This is a genomic window from Castellaniella ginsengisoli (assembly GCF_040955415.1).
GTDB classification, from domain to species: domain Bacteria; phylum Pseudomonadota; class Gammaproteobacteria; order Burkholderiales; family Burkholderiaceae_B; genus Castellaniella; species Castellaniella ginsengisoli.
In genome coordinates, this window is the sequence record NZ_CP158257.1 from 2,093,717 (window position 1) to 2,110,930 (window position 17,214).

At 67.4% G+C, this 17,214-nt stretch carries 16 protein-coding genes and 1 pseudogene; 8 read left to right on the top strand and 9 right to left on the bottom strand.

All coding sequences use genetic code 11. The features are described from left to right. Positions 1–3 precede the first annotated feature (3 nt). Genes rbfA through typA form a run of 3 tightly spaced genes read left to right on the top strand, consistent with a single transcriptional unit; the run spans position 4 to position 3,025 of the window. Positions 4–414: a 30S ribosome-binding factor RbfA gene (gene rbfA / locus ABRZ00_RS09910; RefSeq protein ID WP_343838807.1), complete on the top strand. Its 411-nt coding sequence runs from the start codon at positions 4–6 to the stop codon at positions 412–414. A gap of 35 nt (positions 415–449) precedes the next feature. Then, on the top strand, positions 450–1,208 hold the full coding sequence (truB, locus tag ABRZ00_RS09915) for a tRNA pseudouridine(55) synthase TruB (protein WP_368639349.1): 759 nt from the start codon (positions 450–452) through the stop codon (positions 1,206–1,208). Continuing rightward, positions 1,205–3,025, top strand: coding sequence for a translational GTPase TypA (gene typA / locus ABRZ00_RS09920; RefSeq protein WP_368642126.1), 1,821 nt, complete (start codon positions 1,205–1,207; stop codon positions 3,023–3,025). Before truB ends, typA begins: the two co-directional genes overlap by 4 nt. Before the next feature lie 28 nt (positions 3,026–3,053). On the opposite strand, the gene ABRZ00_RS09925 is transcribed toward typA, so the two are convergent. Together ABRZ00_RS09925 and ABRZ00_RS09930 are read right to left on the bottom strand one after the other, a co-directional pair. Continuing rightward, positions 3,054–3,965 carry a DMT family transporter gene (locus ABRZ00_RS09925; protein ID WP_368642125.1) on the bottom strand — a complete coding sequence of 304 codons (912 nt, stop codon included), beginning with the start codon at positions 3,963–3,965 and terminating at the stop codon, positions 3,054–3,056. A 120-nt stretch (positions 3,966–4,085) separates the two neighbouring features. Continuing rightward, complete coding sequence (locus ABRZ00_RS09930) at positions 4,086–4,760, bottom strand: helix-turn-helix domain-containing protein (RefSeq protein WP_368642124.1); 675 nt, start codon at positions 4,758–4,760, stop codon at positions 4,086–4,088. Positions 4,761–4,951: 191 nt separating this feature from the next. Between ABRZ00_RS09930 and ABRZ00_RS09935 the strand changes: the two are divergent. Further along, positions 4,952–5,578: pseudogene (locus ABRZ00_RS09935) on the top strand (YqiA/YcfP family alpha/beta fold hydrolase); the annotation flags it as partial. Positions 5,579–5,602: 24 nt separating this feature from the next. Continuing rightward, positions 5,603–6,040, top strand: coding sequence for a GNAT family N-acetyltransferase (locus ABRZ00_RS09940; protein ID WP_368642755.1), 438 nt, complete (start codon positions 5,603–5,605; stop codon positions 6,038–6,040). A 3-nt stretch (positions 6,041–6,043) separates the two neighbouring features. Here the strand turns inward: ABRZ00_RS09940 and ABRZ00_RS09945 are convergent, their stop codons facing one another. From ABRZ00_RS09945 to ABRZ00_RS09965, 5 genes are all read right to left on the bottom strand, one after another. Further along, a complete protein-coding gene (locus ABRZ00_RS09945) occupies positions 6,044–6,811 on the bottom strand; it encodes an ABC transporter ATP-binding protein (protein ID WP_368642123.1) in 768 nt (255 codons plus the stop codon). Positions 6,812–6,831: 20 nt separating this feature from the next. Next, positions 6,832–7,542 carry a histidine ABC transporter permease HisM gene (hisM, locus tag ABRZ00_RS09950; protein ID WP_368642122.1) on the bottom strand — a complete coding sequence of 237 codons (711 nt, stop codon included), beginning with the start codon at positions 7,540–7,542 and terminating at the stop codon, positions 6,832–6,834. Further along, positions 7,539–8,228 carry an ABC transporter permease gene (locus tag ABRZ00_RS09955; protein WP_368642121.1) on the bottom strand — a complete coding sequence of 230 codons (690 nt, stop codon included), beginning with the start codon at positions 8,226–8,228 and terminating at the stop codon, positions 7,539–7,541. The genes hisM and ABRZ00_RS09955 overlap by 4 nt, the downstream gene beginning before the upstream one ends. A 161-nt stretch (positions 8,229–8,389) precedes the next feature. Continuing rightward, positions 8,390–9,178 (bottom strand): transporter substrate-binding domain-containing protein, encoded by a 789-nt coding sequence (locus ABRZ00_RS09960; RefSeq protein WP_343838822.1) that lies wholly within the window; start codon positions 9,176–9,178, stop codon positions 8,390–8,392. Positions 9,179–9,327: 149 nt separating this feature from the next. Continuing rightward, complete coding sequence (locus ABRZ00_RS09965; RefSeq protein ID WP_368642120.1) at positions 9,328–9,999, bottom strand: TIGR00730 family Rossman fold protein; 672 nt, start codon at positions 9,997–9,999, stop codon at positions 9,328–9,330. Here ABRZ00_RS09965 and polA point away from each other — a divergent pair. Beyond that, positions 9,998–12,718, top strand: coding sequence for a DNA polymerase I (gene polA / locus ABRZ00_RS09970; RefSeq protein WP_368642119.1), 2,721 nt, complete (start codon positions 9,998–10,000; stop codon positions 12,716–12,718). The genes ABRZ00_RS09965 and polA overlap by 2 nt on opposite strands. A 37-nt stretch (positions 12,719–12,755) precedes the next feature. On the opposite strand, the gene ABRZ00_RS09975 is transcribed toward polA, so the two are convergent. Both ABRZ00_RS09975 and htpX read right to left on the bottom strand, forming a co-directional pair. Next, positions 12,756–14,411 carry a Na/Pi cotransporter family protein gene (locus ABRZ00_RS09975; RefSeq protein WP_368647686.1) on the bottom strand — a complete coding sequence of 552 codons (1,656 nt, stop codon included), beginning with the start codon at positions 14,409–14,411 and terminating at the stop codon, positions 12,756–12,758. Positions 14,412–14,423: 12 nt separating this feature from the next. Then, a complete protein-coding gene (gene htpX / locus ABRZ00_RS09980) occupies positions 14,424–15,299 on the bottom strand; it encodes a protease HtpX (protein ID WP_343838830.1) in 876 nt (291 codons plus the stop codon). 84 nt (positions 15,300–15,383) lie between these two features. On the opposite strand from htpX, the gene ABRZ00_RS09985 reads away from it, so the two are divergent. Both ABRZ00_RS09985 and ABRZ00_RS09990 read left to right on the top strand, forming a co-directional pair. Further along, complete coding sequence (locus ABRZ00_RS09985) at positions 15,384–16,298, top strand: DMT family transporter (protein WP_343838832.1); 915 nt, start codon at positions 15,384–15,386, stop codon at positions 16,296–16,298. Then, positions 16,295–17,158 (top strand): sulfurtransferase, encoded by an 864-nt coding sequence (locus ABRZ00_RS09990; protein ID WP_368642117.1) that lies wholly within the window; start codon positions 16,295–16,297, stop codon positions 17,156–17,158. The genes ABRZ00_RS09985 and ABRZ00_RS09990 overlap by 4 nt, the downstream gene beginning before the upstream one ends. The last annotated feature ends 56 nt before the right edge of the window (positions 17,159–17,214 follow it).

The window sequence follows — 17,214 nt, forward strand, 5'->3', positions numbered from 1 at the left end:
ATCATGGGCCGTCATAAATCCAAACCGAATCCCGGACGCAATACGCGCCTGGCCGACCAGATCCAGAAGGATCTGGCGGCCTTGGTGCAGCGTGAACTCGATGTCGCGCGCGCCGGGCTGATCACGCTCACGGGCGTCGATCTGTCGGTCGACTACGCCCATGCCAAGGTGTATTTCACGGTGCTGGGCGCCGAACCCGAGGTTGCCGCCCAGGCCTTGAACGAAAAAGCGGGCTGGCTGCATTCGCAGTTGTTCCGGTTGCTGCACATCCATACGGTGCCCACCCTGCGCTTCATGCACGACGAGCAGTTGGCGCGCGGCATCGAACTCACGCAATTGATCGATCGGGCCAACCGTCCCCAGGCGGGCGCATCGGATATTCCCGAACTCGAAGACCCGGATGGCCAGCCCTGACAGGGCGGTCGTCACTCATCTGGACGGATTGAACGATGGCTTCCCGACGCGGGCAGATGCTCGACGGAGTCCTGTTGCTGGACAAACCGGAGGGCCTGTCGAGCAACCATGCGCTGCAGCGCGCCAAACGGACGGTCGATGCCCGCAAGGCGGGCCACACCGGAACGCTGGACCCCTTCGCCACGGGCCTGCTGATCTGCTGTTTCGGCCGGGCGACGAAAATCTCCGCCGCCATGCTGGAGGCCGACAAGGTCTACGAGGCGACGCTGACTTTCGGCGAGGAAACCGACAGCGGCGACCTCACGGGGCATATCACGGCGCGCGCCCCCGCGGATTTCGGCGGCGTGGACGCTGCCGCGCTCGAAGCCGCGCTGACAGCGTTCCGGGGCGAGATCGAGCAGATTCCGCCCATGATCTCGGCGCTCAAGCGCGACGGCAAGCCCTTGTATGAGTACGCGCGCCAGGGGATCGAGCTGGAGCGTCCGCCGCGCAGGATCGTGATTCACGCCTTGGACCTGCTGGCTTGCGAGGGCCGGACCGCCCGGCTGAGGGTGCACTGCAGCAAGGGTACTTATGTGCGCACCCTGGCGCAGGACATCGGCCGCCGCCTGGGTTGCCTGGCGCATCTGTCGGCCCTGCGGCGCACCGCTGTCGGGCCGTTCCCGATTGAACAGGCCGTGGGGCTGGAAGCCCTGCAAGCCATGGAGTCGCCGGCGACGGCGCTGATCCCTTTACACGCCTTGCCGGACGGTCTGCGTCCGGCCGGTGCTTCCACCGAGGAAAACATTCTATGAAACGAGCTTTGCGCAACGTGGCCATCATTGCCCACGTGGACCATGGCAAGACCACTCTCGTCGACCAACTGCTGCGCCAGTCCGGCACCTTCCGCGACAATCAGCAGGTGTCCGAGCGGGTCATGGATTCTGGCGATATCGAGCGCGAGCGCGGCATCACCATTCTGGCCAAGAACTGCGCGGTCGAATACGAAGGCACGCACATCAACATCATCGATACCCCGGGCCACGCCGACTTCGGCGGCGAGGTCGAGCGCGTGTTGTCGATGGTCGACGGCGTGCTGCTGCTGGTCGATGCCGTCGAAGGGCCGATGCCGCAGACTCGCTTCGTGACGCGCAAGGCGCTGGCGTTGGGCCTCAAGCCCATCGTGGTGGTCAACAAAGTGGACCGGCCGGGCGCGCGTCCGGATTATGTGGTCAATGCCACCTTCGACTTGTTCGACAAGCTGGGCGCCACGGAAGAGCAACTGGATTTCCCGGTGATCTACGCCTCGGGCCTGTCAGGTTACGCCGGCCTGACCGACGATGTGCGCTCCGGCACCATGCGTCCCTTGTTCGACGCCATCCTGCAGTACGTGCCGCAGCGCGACGACGATGCCGACGGCCCTCTGCAACTGCAGATCATTTCCCTGGACTACAGCAGTTACGTCGGCAAGATCGGCGTGGGCCGAATCAACCGGGGCCGCATCCGCGCGGGCCAGGACGTGGCCGTGAAGTTCGGCCCCGAGGGCGAGGCCTTCAAGGGCCGTGTCAATCAGGTGCTGAAATTCAAGGGCCTGGAACGCGAGCTGGTGGAAGGCGCCGAAGCCGGCGACATCGTGCTGATCAACGGCATCGAGGATATCGGCATCGGTTGCACCCTGATGGACCCGGCGGTGCCCGAGGCGTTGCCGATGCTGCGCATCGACGAGCCGACGCTGACCATGAACTTCATGGTCAACACCTCGCCCCTGGCCGGGCGCGAAGGCAAGTTCGTCACCAGCCGGCAGTTGCGCGACCGCCTGGACCGCGAGTTGAAGTCCAACGTCGCCCTGCGCGTGAACGATACCGACGACGACACCGTGTTCGAGGTCTGCGGCCGGGGCGAACTGCATCTGACCATCCTGCTGGAAAACATGCGCCGCGAGGGCTACGAGCTGGCGGTTTCGCGGCCGCGTGTGATGTTCAAGGACATCGACGGCGTGAAGTGCGAACCCTATGAATTGCTGACCGTGGACGTGGAAGATACGCACCAGGGCGGCGTCATGGAAGAGCTGGGCCGGCGCAAGGGCGATCTGCAGGACATGCAGCCCGATGGCCGCGGCCGCACCCGCCTGGAATACCGCATCCCCGCGCGGGGCCTGATCGGCTTCCAGAGTGAATTCTTGACGCTGACGCGCGGCACCGGCCTGATGAGCCACATTTTCGACGACTACGCGCCGGTGCGCGAAGGCGGGGTGGGCGAGCGCCGCAACGGCGTGCTGATCAGCCAGGACGACGGCACCGCCGTGGCTTATGCGCTGTGGAAGCTGCAGGAACGCGGCCGCATGTTCGTCTCGCCCCAGGACCCGGTCTACGAAGGCATGATCATCGGCATCCATTCGCGGGACAACGACCTGGTGGTCAACCCGATCAAGGAAAAGAAGCTGACCAACGTGCGCGCTTCCGGCAAGGACGAGCACATCGACCTGGTGCCGCCCATCGCGCTGAACCTGGAATACGCCGTCGAGTTCATCTCCGACGACGAACTGGTCGAAGTCACGCCCAAGTCGATCCGCCTGCGCAAGCGCTATCTGCAGGAGCACGAGCGCCGCCGCAGCCTGCGCGAATCGGCCTGATCGGGCCGCACGGCCTGGCGAGTCTGCCTCATCGGGTTTCGGCCCGGATCACCAGGGCCAGCCCGGCCAGCAGCGCCGCCAGGCCGGCATAGGCCAGGACACCGGGGCGCTCGCCCACCACCGCCAGCGCCAGCAGGAAGGCGGTGACCGGTTCCATCAGGGCCAGCGATACGCCGGTGGCGGCGCTGATGCTGCGCAATCCGGTGGTGAACAGCAGATAGGCGATTCCGGTCGAGGCCACCCCCAGAAACCCCACCACCAGCCAACCCGAAACTGTGATCTGCAGCGGCCCGGCCCAGAATCCGGCTGCGGGCAGGGCCAATAGGGCGCCCACCAGGAACACGCCCAGCGTGGTGACGGCCGGCGCGGAACGGTCCACCAGCCGCTTGTTCAGCAGGGTATAGAGCGCGTACGTCAGGCCCGAGGCCAGGCATAGCACGATGCCCAGCGGATCGGCCTGGATGTCGCCGCCGCGGCCGAGCACCAGCAGCACGCCGCCGCAGACCGCCAGCAGCGTGCCCGTCCACCAGTCCAGGCCGGGCCGCCTGCCGCCCGCCAATTGCAGCAGGCCGGCCCAGATCGGACCGCTGCCGATGGCCAGCGCCGTGCCCACCGCCACGCCCGTGGCCTTCACGCCGGCGAAAAACGTCAGGTTGTAGGCCGCCATGCAGGCGCCCGCCCAGACGGCGCGGCGCCAGTCCAGGGCCGCGAGCTGGCGGAGCAGGTGCGGCAGCCCATGGGTCGATCCGGCATAGGCCAGGAAGAAGAGGGCTGCTACGCCCAGGCGCAGGGCGCCGACCCAGTAGGGGGACAAGGCGCTGTTGGAAAAGCTCTGCGCCGTGCCCGTGGCGCCCCACAGCATGCCGGCGCACAGCACCAGCGCAATGCCGTGGGCGGGCCGGATGATGGCGGATGAGGGGGAGGTCGATGTCGTGCTCATGCTGTGATGATGGCAGCGCGAGCGTGGGGATTTGTCGAGAAATGCTTGTGGTGGCGCAGGCGGACGCGGCCCGGGCCTAGGGTGGCGAGCGGTGTCGTCGGCGCGCAGCCTTGGCGGTGATCAGGGGGCCGGCCGGCGCAATGCGCGCGCGCCCACGCCCCGGTCGCGCCGCAGTGCAAAGGCCAAGGCGCTGCCGGAGCGGTAGCCGACCCGGGCAGCCACGGCTTCCAGTGTCGCGCCGCGGGCCAGCATCCGGCCGGCGTGCTCCAGCCGCAGGGCGCGCAGGTAGCCGCCCGGCGCCCGGCCGGTCAGTTCCACCAGCCGGGCATGGAACCGTTGCGGACTGAGATGGAACAGCCGCGCCATGCGGGCCGTGGGCCAGGGCTCGTGCAGCGCCGAAGCCAGGGCGGCGTCCAGTTGCGCCAGGTCCAGACCCCGGCGCGAGGACAGCACGGTGGGCAGATCCAGCAGCAGGGCCAACTGCAGCCTGGGGTCGCCCAGGCTGCCCAGCGTGCGGCAGGCGGGTGTCAGGGCGAAGCGGCGCAGCCGCTCCAGGCCGGTCGATTCGGGCGCGTCGATCACCAGGATGCGGGTGCCGGGCTCGGCACAATAGGCGTGCCGAGCGCCCGCCGGAATCAGCATCCCGCAGGAGGGGTCGGTGAACAGGGCATGTCCGTCCACTTCCAGATCCATGCGGCCGGCCAGCGGCACCATGACCTGGGCATGATCATGGATGTGGACGTGGGCCTGGCCGTCATAGCGGCGCAGCGTGCTGACCGGTTCGAAAAGCGGCATGGCGGGACAAGGCTGGAATCGTGGGGAAGGAGTCACCGATCTTACCGCGTTGCGCCGTGCCCGGGCGATCGATCCGGTCTGCCTGGCATGCGGCGGGCCGGGCGCCGGCGGCTTCGCGCCGGGCTGCTTACAATAAGATGCGAGGCTCCGTCGCGCGCCACCGGATGCCCGGACCGCCTCGCCTGGACGCCATGATTCTCTATCTGCACGGATTCCGCTCTTCCCCCGATTCCCTCAAAGCCCGTCTGATGGCCCAGGCCATGACCGAGCGCGGCCTGGCCGCCGCCTGGCATTGCCCGCAACTGCCCGCCAGCCCGGCCGCCGCGTTGCAACTGGCGCTCGACCTGGCCGAGGCGGGCCTGAACGCCGAGGCGGCATTCCGGGGCGAACACCGGGGGGCCGTGCCGGTGCGGGGCGAGGCGGCGGCCCGCCTGACCGTCATCGGTTCGTCCCTGGGCGGTTTCTACGCCACCTGGCTGGCCGAACGCCTGAGTTGCCGCGCCGTACTGCTCAATCCCGTCGTCCATGCGGCGCGCGATCTGGCGACCCAGGTCGGCTCGCATCGCACTTTCCACGGCGGCGAGCCGTTCGAATTCCTGCCTGGCCATGTGGACGAACTGGCCCGGGCCGAGGCCGACATCCCAGTGCTGACGCGCCCCGAACGGTATTTCCTGCTGGCCGCCACCGGCGACGAGGTCCTGGACTGGCGGGAAATGCGGGATCGTTTTACCGGTTGCCGGCAGCGCATCATCGAAGGCGGCGACCACGGGCTTTCGGATTTCGCCGAATGGTTGCCCGAGGTGCTGGCGTTCGCCCTGGCGGATGCGGAGCCTTTGCCACCCATGGGGTCGGGCGCTGCGCAACGCCGCACTCTCACGGGCAGTTGGGCGGCACTGGGCGCCGACGCCGGCCGCATCCGCTTCGAGGTCTTCGTCCAGGAGCAACAGGTGCCGCCGCAAGAGGAGCTGGACGACCGTGATGCGCAGTGCCTGCATGCCGTCGTCTATGACTCTGATGGGCAGGCCATCGGCACCGGCCGCCTGCTGCCCGACGGCCATATCGGCCGCATGGCCGTGCGCCGCTCCTGGCGCGGCCAGGGGGTGGGTTCGCTGCTGCTGACGACGTTGATGAACGCAGCCCGCCGCCGGGGCGATACCGAGGTCGTGCTGGATGCCCAACTGCATGCCCGGCCGTTCTACGCCCGTCACGGTTTCGTGGAGGAGGGCGGAACCTTCATGGACGCGGGGATTGCGCACCGGGTGATGCGGCGGCGGTTCTGAGGCCTACTTCAAATTTCCCGACAGGAACTGCCGCAGGCGGGGGCTTTGGGGGTTGTCGAAGAGGTCGGCCGGGGTGCCGACCTCTTCCGCCACGCCCTGATGCAGGAACATGACCTGGGATGCCAGGTTGCGGGCGAAACCCATTTCGTGCGTGACGACCAGCATGGTGCGGCCTTCCTCGGCCAGTTTCTGCATGACCTTGAGCACTTCTCCCACGAGCTCGGGGTCAAGGGCGGACGTGGGCTCGTCGAACAGCATGACCTCGGGTTCCATGGCCAGGGCGCGGGCGATGGCCACGCGTTGCTGCTGGCCGCCCGACAAGGACGAGGGATACTGGGTTTCGACCTTGGGGTCCAGGCCGACCTTGGCCAGGTAGTGGCGCGCCCGTTCGACGGCCTCGGCCCGGCTGAGCTTCAGTACCTGGATCGGAGCCTCGATCACATTGCCCAGTACGTTCATGTGCGCCCACAGATTGAAGTGCTGGAACACCATCGCCAGCTTCGAGCGCAGGCGGCGGAGCTGGTCCAGGTCGGCGGCGTGGGGTTCGCCGTGCTTGTCGTGGACGATCTTCAGCAATTCGCCGTTCAGCGATACCGAGCCCTGGTTGGGCTTCTCCAGGAAGTTGATGCAGCGCAGGAAGGTCGACTTGCCCGAGCCGCTGGAGCCCAGGATGCAGATGACGTCGCCGGCGTTGGCCGTCAGGGAGACGCCCTTGAGGACTTCATTGTCGCCGTAGCGCTTGTAGATGTTGAGTACGTCGAGTTTGGACATGGGATTAAGATGAACAGGCCCTAGCGGCGGGTGCCCAGGTAGGCCAGCGTGCGGCGCTCGAAGCGGCGGAACAGCCCGATCAGTGTAAACGACAGGCACAGGTAGAGCAGAGCGGCCAGGCCGTAGGCGGCGAAGGTCTGGTAGGTGGCCGAATTGGCGTCCCGTGCGATCTTGAGGATGTCGGGCACGGTGGCGGTGAAGGCCAGGGACGTGGCGTGCAGCATCAGGATCACCTCGTTGCTGTAGGCCGGCAGCGCGCGGCGCAGGGCGGACGGCAGGATCACCCGGCGGTACATGGCAAAGCGCGTCATGCCGTAGGCGCGCGCGGCCTCGATCTCGCCGGCGCTGGTGGCGCGGATCGCGCCGGCGAAGATTTCCGTGGTGTAGGCAACGGTGTTCAGCGTCAGGGCCAGCACCAGGCAGTTGAAACCGCTCTGGAAGAAAGCCGCCAGGGTCGCGGTATTCTTCACGAAATCCAGGCTGTAGACGCCAGCGTAGATGAACAGGATCTGCACGTACAGCGGCGTGCCGCGAAAGACGTAGCCAAAGGCCCACAGGGGGATCGACAGCCAGCGGCGCGAGGAAACTCGCGCCACGGCCAGGAAGATGGAGATGAAGAATCCCGTCGACACCGACAGCACCAGCAGCCACAAAGTGACGGCCATGCCCGACGGGCTGCCGTTGCTGGCGTATAGGTAGCCGCGCCAGAATTGCTCGAGGACGTCGATCATAGCTGCGCCTCGCGCACGCCCACGCTGTAGCGCCGGTTCAGCCAGTACAGGATGCCGTTGGACACGGTGGTCAGGGCCAGGTAGATCAGGCCGGTCAGGCTGATGAACAGGAACACCCGGAAGGTGACGTTGCCGGCGTCCTGGGCGACCTTGACCAGGTCGGTCAGGCCGATCAGGGACACCAGGGCGGTGGATTTCAACAGGACTTGCCAGTTGTTGCCGATGCCGGGCAGTGCATGGCGCATCATCTGCGGAAACAGGACGCGGCGGAAGACCTGGAGTTGGCGCATGCCGTAAGCCGTGGCGGCTTCCATCTGGCCGTGGGGCACGGCCATGAAAGCGCCCCGGAAGGTCTCGGCGAAGTAGGCGCCATAGATGAAACCCAGCGTCAGCACGCCGGCACCGAAAGGATCGATGTCGATCGGGTCCAGGCCGAGCAGGTCGGTCAGGTCGTTCAGGTAGATCTGCATGCTGAAGAAAATCAGCAGCATCAGCACCAGGTCGGGCACGCCGCGGATCAGGGTGGTATAGGCCGTGGCGACCAGGCGCGCACCCCACGAGGCCGACAGTTTGGCCGAGGCGCCCAGCAGCCCCAGCCCCACGGCGACGGCCAGGGACAGCAGCGCCAGCTTGATGGTGACCCAGGTCCCTGCCAGCAGCAGGGGACCGTAGCCGTCTAGAAACATGGAAATCGGGGATCAGCGAAGGAACGAGCCGCCCTGGCGCGTGCGCCGGGGTGGCGGCGCCCGGGTTCGGGAAAACCGGCCACGCCGCCTGGGGCCCGCGCCGCCGGGTTGCCCCGGCGGAAACCGGGCCCGTGGGCGTGGTCAGGCGGCATGGCGCGGGATTACTGGGCGGGGAAGCGGATCAGACCTTCGGCGAAGTATTTTTTCGCGTAACCCTGGATCGTGCCGTCGGCCAGCATGGCCTTGAGGACCTTGTCCACGTCGGCCTTGAGCGCATTGCCCTTGCGGATACCCATGGCGATGGGTTCGTTCAGGATCGGATCATCGAGCATCATGGCGGCGAGCTCGTAGTCGGCGCCCTCGGGCTTGTTCAGGAACCCTTCGACTGCGCTTTGCGCCTCTTGGAAGGTGGCATCCAGGCGGCCGGCCGTCACGTCCACGTAGGCATTCGTGTAGCTGGGGTAGGAGACGACTTCGACGCCTTTGGGCGCCCAATGCTTGCGGGCGTAGGTTTCCATCGTGGTGCCTTGCTGGACGCCGACGCGCTTGCCCTTGAGGGATTCGGCGGTCGGTTCCAGGCCGCTGCCCTTCTTGACCATCAGCTTGACGGGCACGATGTACATCGGTGTGGAGAAGTCGATGACTTTTTTCCGTGCTTCGGTGGCGGTCATGGTGGAGTTGGCCAGGTCGAATTTGCGCGCCTGCAGGCCCGGGATGAGGCTGTCGAACGACTGGTCGATCCACACGCAGGTGCGGTTCAGGCGCTTGCAGACCTCGTTGCCGATGTCGATGTCGAAGCCTTCGAGCTGGCCGTTGGGATTGCGATATTCGAACGGCGGGTAGCCGGCTTCGGTGGCGATCTTGAGTTCTTTGGCGTCGGCGGCGGAGCCGACTGCGGGGATCAGGCCGGCCGCGATCAGCAGCGCGGCGCCAAGCAGGGTGGTTTTCATCGAATCGTTCTCCTGGGGAACCGGGCGGCGGGTGGCGCCGGCCGACGGTAACAAGGCGTGATGTTAACCCAGGTTTTTGCCGGGGCGCATCGAGCATTACCCCTAGGATCGTCTTTTGCGGGCGGGACAGGCCGCCCTGTGCGAGGGAATCAGGTCGGCAGGGCCGGCTCGCGGCGCTGCTCGATCTGGGCGGCTTCCTGGATGAGGCGGATGACTTCGTCGAGGTCGTCGGTGACCAGCAGCAGGTCCAGATCGAAGGGGCCGATCATGCCGTGGGCCAGCAACTGATCGCGGATCCAGTCCACCAGGCCGGACCAGAAGGCCGAGCCGACCAGGATGATGGGCGCGGGCGGCTGCTTCATCGTCTGCACCAGCGTGAGCGCTTCGAAGAGCTCGTCCAGCGTGCCGAAGCCGCCGGGCAGAACCACGTAGGCCAGGCTGTACATGAAGAACGCCGACTTGCGCGAGTTGAAGTACTCAAAGTCCAGGCTGTCGGTCTGGTAGGGATTGTTGGATTTCTCGCGCGGCAGGCGGATATTCAGGCCGATGCTGCGCCCGCCCGACTCGAAGGCGCCGCGGTTGGCGGCTTCCATCAGGCCGGGGCCGCCGCCGGCGATCACCGGCAGGCCCAACTGGGCGATGCGCGCGCCCAGTTCAAGGCCCACGGCGTAGAAGGGGTGGTCGCGGGGGATGCGGGCGCTGCCGAACAGGCTGACGCCCAGGCCGATTTTCTGGAAAGCCTCAGCCGCCGCACGCATCTCTGCAATAATCGTGGGAATCTGCTGTTCGGCTGAAATACGTTTTGTTTTATTGTCCGTCATGAAAAAAACCTTGTTGCTCGTGGATGGGTCCAGCTACCTGTACCGCGCCTTTCACGCGATGCCCGATCTGCGCAATGCGCGGGGAGAACCCACCGGAGCCCTGTATGGCGTCATCTCCATGTTACGGAGGCTATTGCAGGATTACAAGGACGTGGCAACCCATGGGGCGTGCGTGTTCGATGCGCCGGGCGGGTCGTTCCGGGAAACGCTCTACCCTGATTACAAGGCCAATCGGCCGTCGATGCCCGAAGAGCTGCGCAGCCAGATCGAGCCGATCCACCGCGCGGCTGCGGCGCTGGGCTGGACCGTGATCGCGGCGCCGGGCGTGGAGGCCGACGACATCATCGGCACCCTGGCGCGCCGGGCGGGCGAAAGCGGCTTTTATACCATCATTTCGACGGGCGACAAGGATCTGGCCCAGTTGGTCAATGACCGGGTGGAACTCATCAACACCATGTCGGGCGAGCGCCAGGACCGCGAGGGCGTGATCCGCAAGTTCGGTGTGCCGCCCGAACGCGTCGTGGACTATCTGATGCTGACCGGCGACGCCGTGGACAATGTGCCGGGGGTGGACAAGGTCGGCCCCAAGACCGCCGCCAAGTGGCTGGGCGAGTATGGCGACATCGAGACGCTGATCGCCCGTGCCGGCGAGGTGCGCGGCGTGGCCGGCGAGAATCTGCGCGCGGCGGCGCCGAATTTCCCCCTGACCCGCGAACTGCTGACCATCCGTCTGGATTGCGAACTCGAGGCCTCCTGGCAGCCGGGCGCGCTGGATCTGCGTGCGCCCGACCGCAAGACGCTGGTCGAGCTGTACGAAGCCTACGGTTTCCGGACCTGGCTGCGCGAGGAGACCGGCGAACCGGACCGGATTCCGGCCCAGGATGCGCGCGCCGCGCGCGAGGCGCCGCCTGCGCCCGACGCCGTGCACTACGAAACCATCCTCGACGAGGCGGCGCTGGACGGCTGGCTGGCGCGGCTGCGGGCTGCCCCCCTGGTGGCCCTGGATACCGAAACCACCAGCCTGGATCCCATGGCCGCCCGCCTGGTGGGGCTGTCGTTCGCCATCGAACCGGGCAGCGCCGCCTACATTCCCGTGGGTCACCGCGCACCGGGCACGCCCGAGCAGTTGGATCGCGCCCTGGTGCTTGAGCGCCTGAAGCCCTGGCTGGAGGATCCGGCCGCGCCCAAGCTGCTGCACCATGCCAAGTACGATGCCCACGTATTCGCCAACGAGGGGGTCGCCTTGCGCGGCGTGCGGCACGACACCATGCTGCAGGCCTATGTGCTGCAGTCCCACCGGCGGGTCAATCTGCAGGATCTGTGCATCCAGTGGCTGGGGCTGACGGGCACGACGTATGAGGATCTGTGCGGCAAGGGCGCGCGCCAGATCGGTTTCGACGAGGTCGCGCTGGACCAGGCGGCGCATTACGCCGCCGAGGACGCCGATTTCACGCTGCGCCTGCACCGGGTTCTGTATCCTCAGGTCCAGGCCGAGGCCGGACTGGAACGCATCTACGCGCTGGAAATTCGCACCTCGGATGCGCTGATGCGCGTCGAGCGCAACGGCGTGGCCATCGATGCCGGGGTCCTGGCTGCGCAGAGCCACGAATTGGGCCGCCAGATGATCGACCTCGAATCGCAGGCCCATGCCCTGGCGGGGCAGCCCTTCAATCTGAACTCTCCCAAGCAACTGGGTGAAATCCTGTTCCAGCGCATGCAACTGCCGGTGCTGCGCAAGACGGCGGGCGGCGCGCCATCCACCGACGAGGAAGTCCTCACCCGGCTGGCGGCCGACTATCCTCTGCCGCGCCTGCTGCTGGACTATCGCGGCATCGCCAAGCTGAAATCCACCTACACCGACAAGTTGCCGCGCATGATCGATCCGCGCACCGGCAGGGTGCATACGCGCTACGCCCAGGCGGCCGTGGTGACGGGGCGGCTGGCTTCGTCCGATCCCAATCTGCAGAACATCCCGGTGCGCACGGCCGAGGGCCGCCGCGTGCGCTCGGCTTTCGTGTCCAGCCTGGGAAAGATCGTATCGGCCGACTATTCGCAGATCGAATTGCGTGTGATGGCGCATGTCTCGGGCGACGAGAATCTGCGCCGGGCTTTCGCCCAGGGGCAGGACATCCACCGCGCCACGGCCGCCGAGGTATTCGGCCTGGCGCCCGATCAGGTCGATGCAGAGCACCGCCGGGCGGCCAAGGCCATCAATTTCGGCCTGATCTACGGCATGGGCGAATTCGGCTTGGCCAGCAACCTGGGCATCACCCGGGCGGCGGCCAAATCCTATATCGATCGCTATTTCATGCGCTATCCCGGCGTGGCCGACTACATGGACCGCATCCGCCGGCAGGCCCGCGAGCAGGGCTATGTGGAAACCGTGTTCGGACGCCGCCTGTACTTCCCGGAACTGTCGGGCGCCAAGGGGCCGCGCGCGGCCGCCGCCGAGCGGGCCGCCATCAATGCGCCCATGCAGGGCACGGCGGCCGATCTCATCAAGATGGCCATGGTGGCGGTCCAGGATTGGCTGGACGCCGAGGGGTTGCGCAGCCTGATGGTCATGCAGGTCCATGACGAACTGGTGTTCGACGTGCTCGAGGACGAGGTCGAAGTCTTGCGCGAACGGGTGCCGTCCCTGATGAGCCGGGTGGCCGAGCTGTCCGTGCCCTTGGTGGCGGAAGTGGGCGTGGGCCCCGACTGGGGCGCCGCCCACTGAGTGCCGACGGGCGCCGCCAGATCGCCCGGGCGGCGCTTCATTCCGATTTGCGCAGCCGGTTGGGGCGCAGTTCGCCGTGGCGGTCCAGGATGGGGTAGGCCGCCGCATTGACCAGGCAGGCATTCACCCCGCCCGCGTCGCGCAGGATCTCCAGGTAGAAGGCGCTGATGTCGGCTGCGGCGATGTGGCCGGTCTTGATGCGTTCCAGGTGGCGTTCGGCCGCCCGGGCTTCCAGGTCGCGGAAGTGTTCCTTTTCGAAAGCCAGGGCGCGGGCCACTGTGCGGTCGCCCGAGACGAACAGGGCGGCGGCCTGGCGCAGATTGCGCTGCAGCCGCGCCAGAACCTCGACGAGTTCCGTCCGCTGTTCCGCGTCCAGCGCCCAGTGCTGCTTGTGCAGCCGGCTGGCGTGGCCCAGCAGGCCCATGCCGGAGACGTCGGCGGCATGGGCGATGTTCATGGAGAAGGTCAGGATCGACTTCAGGTATTGCGCGTCCTCGGCGCTGAGGCTTTCCTGGTCCTGGGTCGCCAGATAGGTGGTCACCGCCCGGTCCAGTTGGCTGATGGCGCCGTTCAGGTAGCGTGCCTGGCCGGCCGCCCGGGGATCTTCGCGCAGCAGCGCCTGTTCGGTCAGGCGCAATGACTCGCGCAGCAGGTCCGTCAGGCGCAAGGCCTCGCGGGCGGCCTGGCCCAGGGCCACTGCGGGGACCTCGCGGGCGGATTCGTCGAGATACTGGGGGCGGGCCGGATCATGGGGGTCGGTGCGGGGCGGCAGCAGCCACTGCAGCAGCCGGGCATAGGGCCGCAATACGGGCAGGAAGCAGGCGGCGACCGTCAGATTGAACAGCAGATGAAAATTGGCTACGCCATGCGCTCCGCCGCCCAGCGCCGTCATGAGGGGCCCGGACCAGGGCAGCAAGGCCAGGCCCAGCAGGCCGCCCGCGATGCGGGTGCCCAGATTGCCCATTGGAACGCGGCGGGCGGCCGGGTTGCCGTTGTCGCCGCCCTCGAGCACCGGATTGACGGCGGTGCCCAGGTTGGCGCCCAACACCAGCGCATAGGCAAGCTCGGGCGGCGCCAGGCCGTGGTGCGCCAGCGACATGATCAGCACGACCACGGCCACGCTGGAATGCGAAGCCCAGGTCAGCGCGGCGCTCACCGCCAGGGCGATCACGGGGGCGTCGGTCAGGGCGAGCAGGGTGCTGCCCAGCAGCGGGGCTTTCTGCAGCGGCTCGAACAGGGTGACCAGTTGGTGCAGGGCCAGCAACAGCAGGCCCAGGCCGATCAGGGCCCGGCCCAGGTCGCGGGTGCGGCCCGGCTCATAGTGGCGAAACATCCAGACGCCGGCCAGGATGAGGCCGGGCGCCAGCGCCGTGGGATCGAAGGCCAGCGCCTGGACGATCAGGGTGGTGCCGACGTTGGCGCCCAGCATGGCGGCCAGCCCCGGCACCAGCGGCACCAGGCCGTCCAGGGCGAAGCCGGTGATCATCAGGCCGGTGGCCGTGCTGCTCTGGATGGCGGCGGTCACCAGGAGTCCCGTGCCGAAGGCTCGCGAGGGCGAGCCCATGGCGCGGTTCATCCACAGGCCCAGCGACTTGCCGAAAGCCCGCTGCACGCCGGTCTGCACCATGCGCACGCCCCACAGCAGCAGGGCGACGAAGCCGCCAAAGGCGATCAGAACCTGAAGTTCGCGCACATCGGGTTCTCTTTAGGATGCTTGCCGGCGCAGGGCCTCGATGCGCTGTTCGATGGGCGGGTGCGAGGCGAACAGAGCGCCCAGCGAGCCGCCCGCGATGCCCGAGGCGGCGAAGGACTTGGGCAGGTCGCCCGCTTCGACTCCGCCCAGGCGGGCGAGCGCGCGGATCATGGGTTCGCGCGAACCCAGCAGGTGGGCCGAGCCCGCGTCCGCGCGGAATTCGCGGCGGCGGGAGAACCAGGCGACGATGATCGAGGCGAGCACGCCGAAGAGGATTTCACAGATGAAGACGCTGGCGTAGTAGCCCATGCCGACGCCTCGGTCGTTTTTCAGCACGGCGCGGTCGATGAAATAACCAACCAGGCGCGACAGGAAGATGACGAAGGTGTTGACCACGCCCTGGATCAGGGTGAGGGTGACCATGTCGCCGTTGGCGATGTGGGCGACTTCGTGGCCCAGCACGGCGGTGACTTCCTCTTCGGTCATGGAGGAGAGCAGGCCGGTGGACACCGCCACCAGGGAATCGTTGCGGAAGGCGCCGGTCGCAAAGGCGTTGGGCGCGCCTTCGTAGATGGCGACCTCGGGCCGGCCGATGCCGGCCCGGTCGGCCAACTGGTGGACGGTCGCCACCAGCCAGGCTTCGCGCTGGTCGCGCGGCCGCTGAGGGTCGATCACCCGGGCGCCGGTGCTGGATTTGGCCATCCATTTGCTCATCAGCAGCGAGATGAACGAACCCGCGAAGCCCAGCACCGCCGAGAACACCAGCAGCGCGGCCGGGTCGATGCCGTTGGCCGTCAGGTAGCGACCGACGCCCAGGAGATTCATGGTGATGCTCAGCACCAGCATGACGGCCATGTTGGTCACGAGAAACAGGATGATTCGTTTCATAGGAGGTGGGTCTCTGCAAGAGAAGAACGAGGATCAAAGTGTATAGTATCGGATTCCGGTTCGTATCCCTGTCCTGGGTGACGCATGCAGTCTTTGTGGATGTTGCTGGCCTGCGCCATGTTTGCCGTGATGGGGGCCCTCGTGAAGGTCGCCGCCGACGCCGACGCTTCCCTGCCGGAAATCGTCCTGTTTCGCAGCCTGCCATCCGTCCTGTTGCTGTTCTTCTGGGCGCGTGCCACGCGGCGCACGATCCGCCCGTCCAGTTGGCGGCTGCATCTGTGGCGCAATCTCAGCGGCATTCTGTCCATGTGGCTCGGGTTTTTCGCCTTGTCCCACCTGGCCCTGCCCACGGCCATCAGCCTGAATTACACGGCGCCGCTTTTCATCGCGGGATGGATGTTGTTTTTCGGCGGTGCCCAGCGCGATCCGGTGCGTGTGCTTGCCGTGCTCGCCGGTTTTCTGGGTGTGCTGGGCGTGTTGCGCCCCAGCATCGCGCAGGATCAATGGTTTGCGGCCCTGATGGGCCTGGGGGCGGGCGGATTCGCCGCCATCGCCATGATGCAGATCCGCCAGTTGGGCCGGATCGGCGAGCCCGAGTGGCGCACGGTGCTGCTGTTCTCGCTGGGCGCCTGCTGCAGCGGCGCGGCCGGTATCGCGCTGCAGGGCTGGCGCACCGGCGAGCCCCTGGCTTTCCTGGCGCTGACCGGACTGGGGCTGGCGGGGCTGGTGGGCCAGTTGGCCATGACCCGGGCTTTCGGCTTGGGGTCTACCCTGTTGACGGCTGCGCTGCAGTACATGACCATCATCTTTGCCGCGCTGATCGGCGTCCTGTTCTGGGGGGATCGGCCGGCGCCGCTGGCTTGGGCCGGCATGGCGCTGATCATCGGCTCCGGCCTGTTGTCGGTCTGGCGCACGCACACCGAAGCCCGCGCCTTGCGGGGGAGCGGTTCCCCGATGCAGTCCCAAGGCATATCCACAAAGGAGGTAAACCCGTCATGACCACATTGCTGATTCAGCCTGAGGCGCTGCAAGAACGCCTGGCCCGGCCGGGCTGCCTGGTCTTCGACGTGCGCCACGATCTGGCCGACCATGGCGCGGGCCGGCGGGCCTACGAGGAGGGCCATGTGCCCGGCGCCCTCTACCTGGACCACGAAACCCAATTGTGCGCCCTCAAGACCGGCCGCAACGGGCGCCACCCTCTGCCGGACCGCGCCGATTTTGCCGCCCTGATGCGTGCCCAGGGCCTGACGGCCCGCACCGACGTGGTGGTCTACGATGCCGGCAACGCCATGTTCGCGGCGCACCTGTGGTGGATGTTGCGCTGGCTGGGCCATGAGTCCGTCGCGGTTCTCGATGGGGGTTGGGCCGCCTGGCAGGCGGCTGGCGGCGCGGTCGAGACCGGCGCGCGCGCGCCGTCCCTCAGCGAGGCTCAGGCGGTCCAGGGGCTTTCGCCCCTGGGCAAGCCGTCCATGCCGGTCGTCGACGCCCGGGCCGTGCTGGTCAATCTGGACGAACCGCGCTTCACCGTGCTGGATGCCCGCGCCCCCGAACGCTTCAGCGGCGCGGTCGAGCCCATCGACCCGGTCGGGGGGCATATTCCCGGGGCGTTGAACCGGCCGTTCGCCCTCAATCTGGCGCCCGACGGCCGGTTCAAGCCGGCCGGCGAATTGCGCGCGGAATTCGAGGCCTTGTTGGGCGACCGGCTGGACCACGGCATCGTGCACCAGTGCGGATCGGGCATCACTGCCTGCCACAACCTGTTCGCCATGGAACTGGCCGGCCTGCGCGGCTCGGCCCTGTACCCGGGTTCCTGGAGCGAGTGGTGCGCCGACGCCATGCGTCCCGTGGCACGCGCCTGACGCAGCCGGGCCGCTTGCAAGCGGCCGGCTGTGGAGACGGGGCGTAGCGACGCGGC

Excerpts from the sequence above, each read along its gene's own strand:
- rbfA (WP_343838807.1), top strand. The coding sequence starts at position 4 with ATGGGCCGTCATAAATCCAAACCGAATCCCGGACGCAATACGCGCCTG.
- truB (WP_368639349.1), top strand. The coding sequence starts at position 450 with ATGGCTTCCCGACGCGGGCAGATGCTCGACGGAGTCCTGTTGCTGGAC.
- typA (WP_368642126.1), top strand. The coding sequence starts at position 1,205 with ATGAAACGAGCTTTGCGCAACGTGGCCATCATTGCCCACGTGGACCAT.
- ABRZ00_RS09925 (WP_368642125.1), bottom strand. The coding sequence starts at position 3,965 with ATGAGCACGACATCGACCTCCCCCTCATCCGCCATCATCCGGCCCGCC.
- ABRZ00_RS09930 (WP_368642124.1), bottom strand. The coding sequence starts at position 4,760 with ATGCCGCTTTTCGAACCGGTCAGCACGCTGCGCCGCTATGACGGCCAG.
- ABRZ00_RS09940 (WP_368642755.1), top strand. The coding sequence starts at position 5,603 with ATGGGGTCGGGCGCTGCGCAACGCCGCACTCTCACGGGCAGTTGGGCG.
- ABRZ00_RS09945 (WP_368642123.1), bottom strand. The coding sequence starts at position 6,811 with ATGTCCAAACTCGACGTACTCAACATCTACAAGCGCTACGGCGACAAT.
- hisM (WP_368642122.1), bottom strand. The coding sequence starts at position 7,542 with ATGATCGACGTCCTCGAGCAATTCTGGCGCGGCTACCTATACGCCAGC.
- ABRZ00_RS09955 (WP_368642121.1), bottom strand. The coding sequence starts at position 8,228 with ATGTTTCTAGACGGCTACGGTCCCCTGCTGCTGGCAGGGACCTGGGTC.
- ABRZ00_RS09960 (WP_343838822.1), bottom strand. The coding sequence starts at position 9,178 with ATGAAAACCACCCTGCTTGGCGCCGCGCTGCTGATCGCGGCCGGCCTG.
- polA (WP_368642119.1), top strand. The coding sequence starts at position 9,998 with ATGAAAAAAACCTTGTTGCTCGTGGATGGGTCCAGCTACCTGTACCGC.
- ABRZ00_RS09965 (WP_368642120.1), bottom strand. The coding sequence starts at position 9,999 with ATGACGGACAATAAAACAAAACGTATTTCAGCCGAACAGCAGATTCCC.
- htpX (WP_343838830.1), bottom strand. The coding sequence starts at position 15,299 with ATGAAACGAATCATCCTGTTTCTCGTGACCAACATGGCCGTCATGCTG.
- ABRZ00_RS09985 (WP_343838832.1), top strand. The coding sequence starts at position 15,384 with ATGCAGTCTTTGTGGATGTTGCTGGCCTGCGCCATGTTTGCCGTGATG.
- ABRZ00_RS09990 (WP_368642117.1), top strand. The coding sequence starts at position 16,295 with ATGACCACATTGCTGATTCAGCCTGAGGCGCTGCAAGAACGCCTGGCC.